General features: G+C 64.9%; 12 protein-coding genes. 5 read left to right on the top strand and 7 right to left on the bottom strand.

Annotated features, from left to right (window positions below; all coding sequences use genetic code 11):
- Positions 1 to 94: 94 nt before the first annotated feature.
- From AC1G9C_RS18200 to ahpF, 3 genes are all read left to right on the top strand, one after another.
- Positions 95 to 1,057, top strand: a complete 963-nt coding sequence (locus AC1G9C_RS18200; protein ID WP_397496330.1) for a zinc-binding dehydrogenase — start codon at positions 95 to 97, stop codon at positions 1,055 to 1,057.
- 155 nt (positions 1,058 to 1,212) lie between these two features.
- Positions 1,213 to 1,776: an alkyl hydroperoxide reductase subunit C gene (gene ahpC / locus AC1G9C_RS18195; RefSeq protein WP_021442365.1), complete on the top strand. Its 564-nt coding sequence runs from the start codon at positions 1,213 to 1,215 to the stop codon at positions 1,774 to 1,776.
- Positions 1,777 to 2,007: 231 nt separating this feature from the next.
- Positions 2,008 to 3,564, top strand: coding sequence for an alkyl hydroperoxide reductase subunit F (gene ahpF, locus AC1G9C_RS18190; protein ID WP_480408408.1), 1,557 nt, complete (start codon positions 2,008 to 2,010; stop codon positions 3,562 to 3,564).
- A gap of 112 nt (positions 3,565 to 3,676) precedes the next feature.
- Here the strand turns inward: ahpF and AC1G9C_RS18185 are convergent, their stop codons facing one another.
- On the bottom strand, positions 3,677 to 4,519 hold the full coding sequence (locus tag AC1G9C_RS18185; RefSeq protein WP_480408407.1) for a bifunctional allantoicase/(S)-ureidoglycine aminohydrolase: 843 nt from the start codon (positions 4,517 to 4,519) through the stop codon (positions 3,677 to 3,679).
- Between the two features lie 143 nt (positions 4,520 to 4,662).
- Between AC1G9C_RS18185 and AC1G9C_RS18180 the strand changes: the two genes are divergently transcribed.
- Positions 4,663 to 5,517, top strand: coding sequence for a LysR substrate-binding domain-containing protein (locus tag AC1G9C_RS18180; RefSeq protein WP_480408406.1), 855 nt, complete (start codon positions 4,663 to 4,665; stop codon positions 5,515 to 5,517).
- Between the two features lie 13 nt (positions 5,518 to 5,530).
- On the opposite strand, the gene AC1G9C_RS18175 is transcribed toward AC1G9C_RS18180, so the two are convergent.
- The 6 genes from AC1G9C_RS18175 to AC1G9C_RS18150 all read right to left on the bottom strand — a co-directional run bounded on the left by AC1G9C_RS18175 (position 5,531) and on the right by AC1G9C_RS18150 (position 10,826).
- The gene (locus tag AC1G9C_RS18175; RefSeq protein ID WP_122107519.1) at positions 5,531 to 6,184 is read right to left on the bottom strand and encodes an HAD family hydrolase; all 654 of its coding nucleotides are present in this window, start codon (positions 6,182 to 6,184) and stop codon (positions 5,531 to 5,533) included.
- Positions 6,184 to 7,170, bottom strand: coding sequence for an ABC transporter ATP-binding protein (locus AC1G9C_RS18170; RefSeq protein ID WP_480408405.1), 987 nt, complete (start codon positions 7,168 to 7,170; stop codon positions 6,184 to 6,186). The genes AC1G9C_RS18175 and AC1G9C_RS18170 overlap by 1 nt, the downstream gene beginning before the upstream one ends.
- 47 nt (positions 7,171 to 7,217) lie before the next feature.
- The gene (locus AC1G9C_RS18165) at positions 7,218 to 8,012 is read right to left on the bottom strand and encodes an ABC transporter permease (protein WP_480408404.1); all 795 of its coding nucleotides are present in this window, start codon (positions 8,010 to 8,012) and stop codon (positions 7,218 to 7,220) included.
- Complete coding sequence (locus AC1G9C_RS18160; RefSeq protein ID WP_480408403.1) at positions 7,999 to 8,841, bottom strand: ABC transporter permease; 843 nt, start codon at positions 8,839 to 8,841, stop codon at positions 7,999 to 8,001. Before AC1G9C_RS18160 ends, AC1G9C_RS18165 begins: the two co-directional genes overlap by 14 nt.
- Entirely contained in the window at positions 8,838 to 9,644 is an 807-nt protein-coding gene (locus AC1G9C_RS18155; RefSeq protein ID WP_480408402.1) for an alkaline phosphatase family protein, read from the bottom strand. Before AC1G9C_RS18155 ends, AC1G9C_RS18160 begins: the two co-directional genes overlap by 4 nt.
- Positions 9,645 to 9,767: 123 nt before the next feature.
- Positions 9,768 to 10,826 carry an ABC transporter substrate-binding protein gene (locus AC1G9C_RS18150; RefSeq protein ID WP_457789552.1) on the bottom strand — a complete coding sequence of 353 codons (1,059 nt, stop codon included), beginning with the start codon at positions 10,824 to 10,826 and terminating at the stop codon, positions 9,768 to 9,770.
- 315 nt (positions 10,827 to 11,141) lie between these two features.
- On the opposite strand from AC1G9C_RS18150, the gene AC1G9C_RS18145 reads away from it, so the two are divergent.
- Positions 11,142 to 11,858, top strand: coding sequence for a UTRA domain-containing protein (locus AC1G9C_RS18145; protein ID WP_122107514.1), 717 nt, complete (start codon positions 11,142 to 11,144; stop codon positions 11,856 to 11,858).
- The last annotated feature ends 66 nt before the right edge of the window (positions 11,859 to 11,924 follow it).

Below are 11,924 nucleotides of genomic sequence, written 5' to 3'. Positions count from 1 at the left end.
TAGGCCGTAATTGAGCGCGCCAGGTTCCGTTGGCGCCAGGCGGGAGGCCGACGGTCGACGTCGGGCCCGATTTCACTTCCACTATGGGGGCAGCATGAAGGCATTGCAAGGCGTCGAGGGGCGGGCACAGTGGCTGGAACAGCCGGCGCAGGCGTGCGACGCGGGGCAGATTCGGGTCAGGGTGGCCGCCGCCGGTCTCAACCGCGCCGACCTGCTGCAGCGCGCCGGTCTCTATCCGCCGCCGCCCGGCGCCAGCGAGGCGCTGGGCCTGGAATGCGCCGGGGTCATCAGCGAGGTGGGGCCGGGTAGCGCCTGGCAGGTGGGCGACCGCGTCTGCTGCCTGCTGGCCGGCGGCGGCATGGCCGAGGAGGTAGTGGTCGATGCCCGTCACGCCTTGCCGGTGCCCGAGGGGCTGAGTCTGGTCGAGGCGGCGGTGTTGCCGGAGGTCTATGCCACGGCCTGGCTCAACCTGTTCCAGCTCGGCGCCCTGAAGCCGGGCGAGAAGGTGCTGCTGCATGCCGGCGCCAGCGGCGTGGGGTCGGCAGCCATCCAGCTGTGCAAGGCATTCGGCAGCCCCTGCTGGGTCAGCGTCGGTTCGCCCGAGCGGCTGGCCTATTGCGAGGGGCTCGGCGCCCAGGGGGGCGTGCTGCGCGGCGACGACCTGCAGGGCCTGCGCGATTTTGGCCCCTTCGATGTGATTCTCGACCCGGTCGGCGGTCAGTACGCGACGCTCAACCTGGAACTGCTGGCGCGCGACGGGCGCTGGATCAACATCGGCCTGATGGGCGGGCGCGAAGCCAAGCTGGACCTGGCACAGGTGCTGGGCAAACGCATTCAGCTGATCGGCTCGACCCTGCGCAACCGCGACGACCAGTTCAAGGCCGACCTGTTGCGCGACCTGCAGCAGCAGGTCTGGCCGCTGTTCGTCGAGGGCCGGTTGAAGCCGCAACTGGAGCGCAGTTTTGCGCTCAAAGACAGCGAAGCGGCGTTCGAGACACTCGCCGGTAATCAGGTTGCAGGTAAAATCGCGCTGCTTATCGATCCCGATCTTGTCTGAGCAAGAGCTCTAGCCCGCGTCTGGCGCGGGCTCGGCCAGCGATTGGCTGATTCAATCAATATCATGGCCGTAATCAATAAGCTTTTTTTCGTTAGGCCGCTAAGATACGCCCTGTAAATTTTCAACCCTCACAGAAACCTCAGAAGGAGTCAGAGATGTCCCTCATCAACACTCAGGTACAGCCGTTCAAGGCCAACGCTTTCCACGCTGGCGAGTTCGTCGAAGTCACCGAGCAGAGCCTGAAGGGCAAGTGGTCCGTGCTGATCTTCATGCCGGCCGCCTTCACCTTCAACTGCCCGACCGAGATCGAAGACGCCGCCAACAACTACGCCGAGTTCCAGAAGGCCGGTGCCGAGGTCTACATCGTGACCACCGACACCCACTTCTCGCACAAGGTCTGGCACGAAACCTCGCCGGCCGTTGGCAAGGCGCAGTTCCCGCTGATCGGCGACCCGACCCACGCCCTGACCAACGCTTTCGGCGTGCACATCGCCGAAGAAGGTCTGGCCCTGCGCGGCACCTTCGTGATCAACCCGGAAGGCGTGATCAAGACCGTTGAGATCCACTCCAACGAAATCGCTCGCGACGTCTCCGAGACCCTGCGCAAGCTGAAGGCCGCTCAGTACACCGCCGCCAACCCGGGCCAGGTTTGCCCGGCGAAGTGGAAAGAAGGCGAAGCCACTCTGGCGCCGTCGCTGGACCTGGTTGGCAAGATCTAAATCTGCCAGCTCCCTTTCCGGTCTGTCACAGGCCGGAAAGGACCAACTCTGCGCTGTTTGGGCCATCAACCGGCCCTTGTGGTGCCCGATGCCCGGGCGCGATCCGTCCGGGCATTTTATTGCCTGCCATTCAGGGCAGGCCACCCAGCGGGCTGTCGCAGCGCGACGTTAAAAATTGTTTCCGACAATCTTTTAATCGCCCCGAATTCTTGTCATTGAGGACTCTCCACCATGTTGGACGCCAATCTGAAAACCCAGTTGAAGGCCTATCTGGAAAAGGTCACCCAGCCGTTCGAGATCGTCGCGTCCCTCGATGACAGCGCGAAATCCCAGGAGCTGCTGGGCCTGCTCCAGGACATCGTCGGCCTGACCGACAAGATCACCCTGAAGACCGACGGCAGCGATGCCCGCCGTCCGTCTTTCGCCCTGAATCGTCCGGGCGAAGACACCGGCGTTGCCTTCGCCGGTATCCCCATGGGCCACGAGTTCACCTCGCTGGTGCTGGCGCTGCTGCAAGTGGGCGGTCATCCATCGAAGCTGGATGCCGACACCATCGCGCAGATCAAGAGCATCGAAGGCAAGTTCGAGTTCGAGACCTATTTCTCGCTGTCCTGCCAGAACTGCCCGGACGTGGTCCAGGCGCTGAACCTGATGGCGGTGCTCAACCCCAACATCCGCAACGTCTCCATCGACGGTGCGCTGTTCCAGGAAGAAGTCGAGCGTCGCCAGATCATGGCCGTGCCGAGCATCTACCTGAACGGTGAGGTGTTCGCTTCCGGTCGCATGGAAGTGAAGGAAATCCTTGCCAAGATCGACACCGGCGCCGCCAACCGCGACGCCGAGAAGATGAGCGCCAGGGACGCCTTCGACGTACTGGTAGTCGGTGGTGGCCCGGCCGGTGCTTCGGCTGCCATCTACGCCGCGCGTAAAGGCATCCGTACTGCCATTGCCGCCGAGCGTTTCGGCGGTCAGGTGCTGGACACCATGGCCATCGAGAACTTCATCTCGGTGAAGGAAACCGAAGGGCCGAAACTGGTGCGCGCCCTGGAAGAGCACGTCAAGGAATATGAAGTCGACGTGATGAACCTGCAGCGTGCGTCGGCTCTGGTACCGGCCAGCAGCGAAGGCGGCCTGCACGAAGTCAAATTCGAGAACGGCGCTTCGCTCAAAGCCAAGACCGTGATTCTGTCGACCGGCGCACGCTGGCGCGAAATGGGTGTGCCCGGCGAGCAGGAATACAAGGCCAAGGGCGTGTGCTTCTGCCCGCACTGCGACGGCCCGCTGTTCAAGGGCAAGCGTGTGGCGGTGATCGGCGGCGGTAACTCCGGCGTCGAAGCGGCCATCGACCTGGCCGGTATCGTCGCCCACGTGACCCTGCTGGAATTCGCCGACAGCCTGCGTGCCGACGCCGTACTGCAGAAGAAGCTGGGCAGCCTGCCCAACGTGACCGTGATCAAGAGCGCGCAGACCACCGAGGTCAAGGGTGACGGTCAGAAGGTCACCGGCCTGGTGTACAAGGACCGCACCACCGAGGAACTGCACAGCGTCGAGCTGGAAGGCATCTTCGTGCAGATCGGCCTGCTGCCCAACAGCGACTGGCTCAAGGGCACCGTGGAGCTCAACCGTTTCGGCGAGATCATCGTCGATGCCAAGGGCGCGACCAATATCCCCGGCGTATTTGCCGCCGGTGACGTGACCACTGTGCCGTACAAGCAGATCGTCATCGCCATGGGCGAAGGCTCGAAGGCATCGTTGTCTGCCTTCGATCACCTGATCCGCCATAGCTGATCGGTTGCTGCATGAATGAAAAAGGCCACCCCTAGGGGTGGCCTTTTTTGTAGTACGCCGTGCGTGACCCTTATTCATCGGTGCGCGGCGCATCCTACAGGGATGGCATCGCTCAGCGCTTCAGACCGCCCAGGGTCAGCGGCATCTGACGGTTCACATCCTTGTACAGCAGGTAGCGGAAGCGGCTCGGGCCGCCGGCGTAGCAGGCCTGCGGGCAGAAGGCGCGCAGCCACATGAAGTCGCCGGCCTCGACCTCGACCCAGTCCTGGTTCAGGCGGTACACCGCCTTGCCTTCCAGCACGTACAGGCCGTGTTCCATGACGTGGGTTTCGGCGAAGGGGATCACGCCGCCCGGCTCGAAGTTGACGATGTTGACGTGCATGTCATGGCGCATGTCGCTGATCTCGACGAAGCGCGTGGTGCTCCAGCGGCCTTCGGTGCCGGGCATGACGATCGGCTCGATGTCCTGCTCGTTGGTGACGAAGGCTTCCGGGTAAGGCACGCCTTCGACCGGCTGGTAGGCCTTGCGCAGCCAGTGGAAGCGCACGGCTTGGCTGCTGTTGTTGCGCAGCGACCAATCGCTCTGCGGCGGGATGAAGGCGTAGCTGCCCGGCCGCATGGCGTGCTGGGTGCCATTGAGGGTCAGGCTGAATTCGCCTTCGACGACGAAGATCACGCCTTCGGCACTGGCGTCCAGCTCCGGCTTGTTGCTGCCGCCGTTCGGGCCGACTTCGACTATGTACTGCGAGAAGGTCTCGGCGAAGCCGGTCAGCGGGCGGGCGATGACCCACATGCGCATGTTGTCCCAGAACGGCAGGTGGCTGGTGACGATGTCACGCATCACGCCTTTGGGGATCACGGCGTAGGCTTCGGTGAACATGGCGCGGTCGGTCAGCAGCTGCTCCTGACCTGGATGACCGCCATGGGGGGCGTAGTAGTAGGGCGATTTGCTCATCGAGAGATTGCCTCGGCGGGTGAATGGCGCAGGGATGGCTCCCGGCGCGGAAAATGGGTTCCCATGCACTATAGGAATTCGCGGCTGGATTCGGAAATTAAATAGTAGAATGCCTGCCAGTGGCTTTCATGATGGGTGGCGACATGCTCGATCCCGTGCTGTTACGCAGTTTTCTCGCCGTGGTGCAGACCGGTGGCTTCACCCGCGCGGCCGCCAGCCTGCACCTGACCCAGTCCACCGTCAGCCAGCAGGTGCGGCGCCTGGAGGAGCAGCTCGGCGCCGAGCTGCTCGACCGCAGCGGCCGCTACGTGGTGACCACCACCGAGGGCGAGCGCCTGCTCGGTTACGCCAACCGCATCGTCGCGCTGATGGATGAAGCCATGCTGGCGCTGGGGCAGAGCGCGGTGGAGGGCGAGGTGCGCCTCGGCGTGCCGGACGATTTCGCCGCCAACAGCCTGACGCCTTATCTGGCGGATTTCGCCGATGCCCATCCGGGTATCCGCCTGGAGATCACCAGCGGCCTCAGCCACGACGTGTGGCGCGCGTTCAATGCCGGCGAACTGGATCTGGCGTTGATCAAGCAGCGCGCCGGCAGCGCCAAGGGCCTGGCCAGTTGGGCCGAGCCGCTGGCCTGGCTCGACAGCCGCGCGCGGCCGGTGCTGGCGCGCAATCCGGTGCCGCTGGCGGTGTTCCCGCCCAACGGCCTGTATCGCCTGGAAATGACCCACGCGCTGGACGCCATGGGCAAACCCTGGCGCATCGCCTATGTCAGCAGCAGCCTGCCCGGGGTCAGCGCCGCGGCCGAGGGCGGGCTGGGTCTGACCCTGTTGCCGCGCCGGTTGATCACTGCCGCGCATCGCGAACTGGGCGAGGCCGAAGGTTTCGCCCCGGTGACGCCGGTGGAGGTGGCGCTGCATGCGCGCAACCAGCTGCCCGGCTATGCGCGGGAGCTGGCGGCGGCGTTGATCGAGGCCTGCGAAGGCATCATGAGCCGCTAGGGGGCGCGACACCCTAGCGCCAGCTGAGAATCGGCCAGCCGGCCTGCTCGGCATGGGCGCGCAGGGTCGGATCGGGGTTGACCGCGAAGGGCCTGTCCACCAGTTGCAGCAGCGGCAGGTCGTTGCGTGAGTCGGAGTAGAAGCTGGCGCCGGCCAGGTTCTCGTTCTGCTCGGCGAGCCAGGCGTGTAGCCGCGTCACCTTGCCTTCGCGGTAGGTCAGCACGCCCTGGGTGCGGCCGCTGTAGAAGCCGTGCTGCTGTTCCAGGTCGATGGCCAGCACCTCGTCGATGCCGAAGCGCTCGGCAATGGCGCTGACCAGAAAGTGCGCGGAAGCGGAGATCACCAGCAGGCGGTCGCCGGCCTCGCGGTGGGCGGCCAGGGTGCGGCTGGCGTCGCTGTAGAAGATCGGCTCGATCACGTCCTCGACGAAGGGCTCGACCACATGGGCGACCTCCTCGGCCGTGCGCCCCACCAGCGGCGCCAGGGTGAAGGCCATGTAGTCCTCCATGGCCAGCTTGCCTGCCGCGTACAGGTGCATCAGCTCCTGTTCGCGGGCGATGAAGGCCTCGCCATCGGCCCAGCCCAGCTTGGTCATTTCCACTGCCCACAGGCTGGCGCAATCGCCGTGGATCAGGGTTTCGTCGAGATCGAAGATTGCCAGGGCCATCACGCCACCTCCCGGATCGCATCGGCGCCTATGGCCAGGCTGACGCTCTGGCCGTCGTGGTGCAGGTCGGCGGCAGAGCGATTGAGCACGTCCACCAGCAGCTCCACGCCACGGGCCTCGACTCGGTAGCGGATGACGTTGCCGAGCAGGCTGTGGCTGCGAATCCGCGCCTCGATGCCGCCGTCGGCGAAGTGGATGGCTTCCGGACGGATCGCCACGCGGCTGCCGACCGGCTGGCCGAGCAGGCGGCTGGCGGCGTCGGCGTCGAGCAGGTTGTAGTTGCCGATAAAACCGGCGGCGAAGGCATCGGCCGGTGCGGTGTAGAGGGTTTCGGCGTCGCCGCTTTGGACGATCTGGCCGCCGTTCATCAGCACGATGCGATCCGACAAGACCAGCGCCTCTTCCTGATCGTGGGTGACGAAGATGGTGGTCAGGCCCAGCTCGCGCTGGATGGCGCGGATCTGCTCGCGCAGGTGCTTGCGGATACGCGCGTCCAGCGCCGACAGCGGCTCGTCGAGCAGCAGCAGGCGCGGGCGGGTGACCAGCGAGCGGGCCAGGGCCACGCGCTGGCACTGGCCGCCGGAGAGCTGCTGCGGGTAGCGCCCGGCGTAGTCGCTGAGTTCCACCAGCTCCAGCACCTCGGCGACGCGCTTGCTGGCCTCGGCGGCTTGGACTTTCTGCATGCGCAGGCCGAAGGCGACGTTCTGTTGCACGGTCATATTGGGGAACAACGCGTAGCTCTGGAACACCATGCCGATGCCGCGTTTCTGCGGCGGGATAGGCACCAGATCCTGGCCACCCAGCAGGATCTGCCCGCCATCGACATCGGTCAGGCCGGCGATGCAGCGCAGCAGGGTGGACTTGCCGCAGCCGGAGGGGCCGAGCAGGGTGATGAACTGGCCCTGGCCGATCTCGATGTTGATGTCGGTGAAGATGGGCGTGGCGCCGTAGCTTTTATGCAGGCCGCGGATATTCAGAAAACTCATTGGTCGTTCCTTATCAAGCAATCCGGGTTTCGCAAGCTCAACCCAGCCTAGGATTTGTCCTTGTTCAGACGGTTGGCCGCCCAGGTCATCAGCAGCACGAACATGAAGTAGGAAATCACCAGGGCGCTGGTGAAATGGCCGCTGTCGTTGCGCATGTTGTACAGGTACACCTGCAGCGTCTCGTAGCGGCTGCCCACCAGCACGTTGGCGAAGACGAATTCGCCGAACAGGAAGCTGAAGGACAGAAACACCGAGACCATCAGGCCCTTGCGCAGATTGGGCAGCACCACCATGAAGGCCGCGCGCCAGGTGCTGGCGCCGAGCAGGTGGGCGGCGTCCATCAGGTCGCGCAGGTTGATCGCCTGCAGGTTGTTGGTGATGGCACGGTACATAAAGGGCAGGGCGATGGTGAAGAAGCAGCCGATCAGGATCCACGGCGTGCCGAGGATCGGCAGCGGGCCGGCGGCGAACAGCTGCATCAGGCCGACCGAGGACACCACCGGTGGAATGGCGAAGGGCAGCAGGATCAGCACGTTCATCACGGCGTCCAGCTTGGGGAAGTGGTAGTTGACCACGAACAGCAGCGGCAGGATCAGCAGCAGCGCCAGTGCCAGGGCAGCGATGCACACCAGCAACGAGCGGCCGAAGGCGGCGAGAAAGCGTGCATCGCTCCACAGCGTCAGGTACCACTTGAAGGTGAAACCGCTGGGCAGGATGGTCGCCGACCAGCTGGTGGACAGCGAATAGACCAGGGTGCCGAGCAGCGGCAGCAGCAGGATCAGAAACAGCAGGTAGACCACCAGCTGGTGGAACAGCGGCGAGCGTTTTTCAGCGGGCGACATGGTAGCTCCGGCGCAGCAGCCATTGGTGGACGATGGTGATCAGGGTCATCAGGCCGACCAGCACCATGGCCAGGGCGCTGGCCATGTTCGGGTCGAGGAAGATGTCGCCGGAGACCATCGCCGCGATACGGATCGGCAGGATGTTGAAGTTGCCGGTGGTCAGCGCATACACCGTGGCATAGGCGCCGAGGGCATTGGCCAGGAGGATGACGAAGGTGCCGAGCAGCGCCGGGGTCAGCACCGGCAGGCCGATATGCCGCCAGAACTGCCAGGTGCTGGCGCCGAGCAGCTCGGCCGACTCGCGCCAGTCCTCGCGCAGGGCGTCGAAGGCCGGGTAGAGCAGCAGCACGCCGAGGGGAATCTGGAAGTAGGTGTAGAGCACGATCAGGCCGGTCTTGGAATAGAGATTGAAGTCTTCGATCAGGCCCATCTGCTTGAGCAGGATGGTCAGCGCGCCGTTGAAACCGAGCAGGATGATGAAGGCGAAGGCCAGCGGCACCCCGGAGAAGTTGCTGGTCATGTTGGAAAACGCCATGACGAAATCGCGCAGGCGACTGCTGACCTGGCGCAGCGAGTAGCTGCCGATGATGGCGATGACGATGCCGAACAGGCTCGACCAGAACGCGACCTCCAGACTGTGGCGCATGGCCTGGCGGTAGAAGGCCGAGGAGAAGGCCTGCTGGAAGTTACCCAGGCCCCAGCCTTCGGCGGTGTTCAGGCTGTTGCTCGCCACCCAGGCCAGTGGCGCGATCTGGAAGGCGAAGAAGAACAGGGCGAAGGGCACCAGGCACAACAGCGCCCAACCCTTGCTGGAAATGGTGGACTTCATGCGAGCAGCTCCCTGCACCAGGCTTTGTCGTGGGCTGCGCCGAGCAGCTGGCAGACGGTGCCGCACAGCTCGGTCTGCTGCGGCTGTGCTGCAGGATCGAGGCTAAAGGCGCTGCCAAGCACGATCAGCGGCACTTCGCGCTCCTCCGGCAGCAGGCCGTTGTGGCTGCGGTCGGCGTTCATGCCGTGGTCGGCGGTCACCAGGATCTGGTAGCCGGCGTCGAGCCAGGTCTGGATGTATTCGGCCAGCAGCACGTCGGCCATGCGCGCGGCGTTGCGGTACTGCGGGCTGTCGAGGCCGTGTTTGTGGCCGGCGTCGTCGATGTTCATCGGGTGCACCAGCAGCAGGTTGGGGCTATGGCGCTGGCGCAGGCTGTCGGCATCGGCCAGCAGGTGCGAATCCGGGTAATGGTCGGCGTAGTAGAAGTGGCCGTGCTGGATCGGCAGCGACGGGTCAAAGGTGTGGCGGTCTCTGGCGGCGACGAAGGGCGCACGGTTGTACAGCTCGCTGACCCAGTGATAGGCCGCGGCGGCGGTGCTCAGGCCGGCGTCACGGGCGTAGTGGAAGATGCTGCGCTGATTCGACAGGCGCACCACATCGTTGTGCACGATGCCGCTGTCGATGGGCGCCACGCCGGTGAGGATGCATTCGTAGAGCGGACGGGACAGTGCCGGCAATGCGCAGTCGAGCTTGTACAGCGCAGCGCGCCCGGCCTGGCAGTAAGCCAGCAGGTGACCAAGCGCATGCTGGGCCACCTGATAGCTCAGGCCATCCAGTACCACCAGGATGACGTTGTGCTTCATGGGGTTCTCTCGTTCGGTCGTAGCCCGGCTGCAAGCCGGGTCTCGTTCAGATCTGGCAGGGCGTGGTGCCTTTCACCCTCTCCCCCGGCCCCTCTCCCGTAAACGGGAGAGGGGCGGCGTGCATCAATTCATATTGATGATCACGTGCTCCTGCCACAGGCGCGGCAGGGCCTTGGAGGTGGCCTCCCAGGCAGCGGCGTCCTTGATCGGCTGGACCTTGGCGTACTGCTCCTGCGGCAGCAGCTTGGCCTGCACCTCGGCCGGCAGCTCGATGTGCTCGGCGCGGATCGGCCGGGCGTTGCCCTTGGCCAGGTTGATCTGCCCGGCATCGCTCAAGATGTATTCGCGGGTCAGCTTGGCGGCATTGGGGTTCTTCGCCCACTTGTTGATGATGGTGCTGTAGCCGGAGATCACCGAACCGTCGGACGGGATCAGCACCTCGAAACGCTCGGGGTCGATCTGGTCGCGGTAGGACAGGCCGTTGAAGTCCCAGACGATGCCGACTTCCACTTCGCCCTTTTCCAGGGTCTGGATGGTCGGGTTGGCCAGCGACAGGCGACCCTGCTTGGCCAGTTCGCCGTAGAAGTCCAGCGCCGGTTGCACGTTGCTCTCGTTGCCGCCCATGGCGATGGCGGCGGCCAGCACGCCGTTGACGGCTTGCGCGGCGGTGCTCACGTCGCCGGCGGAAACCTTGTAGGTGCCGGTCTTGAGGTCGGCCCAGGAACGCGGAATGTCCTTGACCAGCTGCTTGTTGACGATGAAGGCGATGGATCCGGTGTAGGCCAGCATCCAGTGGCCATCCTGATCCTTGGCCCAATCCGGGATCTGTGCCCAGGTGCTCGGCTTGTACGGCTGGGTCACGCCCTGCTGCACGGCGATGGGGCCGAAGGCGGCGCCGACGTCGCCGATATCGGCGGTGGCGTTTTCCTTCTCGGCGGCGAACTTGGCGATTTCCTGCGCCGAGCTCATGTCGGTGTCCTGGTGCTTGAGACCGTAGAGGCGCGCCAGGTCAGCCCAGGTGTCTTTCCAGTTGGCCCAGCTGTCGGGCATACCCACGCTATTCACCGCGCCCTCGGCGCGTGCAGCCTGTTCCAGTGCCTGCAAGTCGGTGCCTTCGGCCATGGCGGAGGTCGCCAGGGCGATGGCCGAGCCCATCAGTGAAGCCAGCAGCAGTTGTTTCATCGGAAACTCCTTTGCATGAGAGTGTTGGTCTAGATCAGCAAGACCTGAGCCAATCTAGGCGCCTTCAATGACAGTTTTATGTCGGGTCGCCGGGGGCAGATGTCTAGGCTTGACCGGCTGGCGCGCTCAACAAGCGTAGACCATGGCTAAGTAACTGATTTCGCGGCCTGCGGAGCTTGGCGGCGGTGGCATGCGGCGTGCTTGTAGCAGGGTTGTCATCTGCCGGTCATCTAGACTGCCTAGGCTGGTAAGCCGTCCGAGCACACGACTTTTGCCCCGCGATGGGGCTGGACTAGTCCATAAGGGGAGCAATTGATGCGCGAAGAAGCGCCGCGGGCCGTCACCGTCATCTGCCGCGCGTTGCAGGAGCAGATCGACCGCGGCCTGTTGCCCTCCGGTAGCAAGCTGCCGGCCGAACGCAAGCTCAGCGAACTGTTCGACACCACCCGCATCACCCTGCGCGAGGCGCTCGGCCAGTTGGAGGCGCAGGGCCTGGTCTACCGCGAGGAGCGCCGCGGCTGGTTCGTCTCGCCGACGCGGGTGGCTTACAACCCGCTGGTGCGGACGCACTTCCACGCCATGGTCGCCGAACAGGGGCGAGTGCCGGCCACCGAAGTGCTCAGCGCGCGGTTGATGCCGGCCAGTGCACAGATCTGCCAGGTGCTGGAGCTGCCGGCGCTGTCCAGCGTCTACCAGGTGTGCCGCGCGCGGCGCATCGACGGGCGGCTGGTGCTGTATGTCGAGCACTACCTGAACCCGGCCTATTTTCCCGGCATTCTCGAGTTCGACCTGACCCGCTCGCTGACCGACCTCTATGCCAGCGAGTACGGCATCCACTACGGCCGCGTGCGCTTCGACATGGTGCCCACGGCGCTGCACGCCGAAGCCGCGGCCAGCCTCAAGGTGGCGCCGGGCAGCCCGGCGCTGCGCATCACCCGGGTCAACCGCGACCAGCACGGGCGCATCATCGACTGCGACCTGGAGTTCTGGCGCCACGACGCCATCCACGTCAGTGTCGAGGTGCCGGAGTAGGGGGCGCCGCGTGCGCCGGCTTGTGTAACGAGGCGCGCGGCGCACCCTACCGTTCATCGGTTTCTG

The organism is Pseudomonas sp. ABa2, from assembly GCF_056676075.1.
Note: the sequence above shows the minus strand (reverse complement) of the source record. Positions and strands in the feature narration are given on the sequence as shown.

Excerpts from the sequence above, each read along its gene's own strand:
- AC1G9C_RS18175 (WP_122107519.1), bottom strand. The coding sequence starts at position 6,184 with ATGGCCCTGGCAATCTTCGATCTCGACGAAACCCTGATCCACGGCGAT.
- AC1G9C_RS18170 (WP_480408405.1), bottom strand. The coding sequence starts at position 7,170 with ATGAGTTTTCTGAATATCCGCGGCCTGCATAAAAGCTACGGCGCCACG.
- AC1G9C_RS18185 (WP_480408407.1), bottom strand. The coding sequence starts at position 4,519 with ATGAGCAAATCGCCCTACTACTACGCCCCCCATGGCGGTCATCCAGGT.
- AC1G9C_RS18160 (WP_480408403.1), bottom strand. The coding sequence starts at position 8,841 with ATGAAGTCCACCATTTCCAGCAAGGGTTGGGCGCTGTTGTGCCTGGTG.
- AC1G9C_RS18200 (WP_397496330.1), top strand. The coding sequence starts at position 95 with ATGAAGGCATTGCAAGGCGTCGAGGGGCGGGCACAGTGGCTGGAACAG.
- AC1G9C_RS18165 (WP_480408404.1), bottom strand. The coding sequence starts at position 8,012 with ATGTCGCCCGCTGAAAAACGCTCGCCGCTGTTCCACCAGCTGGTGGTC.
- ahpF (WP_480408408.1), top strand. The coding sequence starts at position 2,008 with ATGTTGGACGCCAATCTGAAAACCCAGTTGAAGGCCTATCTGGAAAAG.
- AC1G9C_RS18180 (WP_480408406.1), top strand. The coding sequence starts at position 4,663 with ATGCTCGATCCCGTGCTGTTACGCAGTTTTCTCGCCGTGGTGCAGACC.
- AC1G9C_RS18155 (WP_480408402.1), bottom strand. The coding sequence starts at position 9,644 with ATGAAGCACAACGTCATCCTGGTGGTACTGGATGGCCTGAGCTATCAG.
- AC1G9C_RS18150 (WP_457789552.1), bottom strand. The coding sequence starts at position 10,826 with ATGAAACAACTGCTGCTGGCTTCACTGATGGGCTCGGCCATCGCCCTG.
- ahpC (WP_021442365.1), top strand. The coding sequence starts at position 1,213 with ATGTCCCTCATCAACACTCAGGTACAGCCGTTCAAGGCCAACGCTTTC.
- AC1G9C_RS18145 (WP_122107514.1), top strand. The coding sequence starts at position 11,142 with ATGCGCGAAGAAGCGCCGCGGGCCGTCACCGTCATCTGCCGCGCGTTG.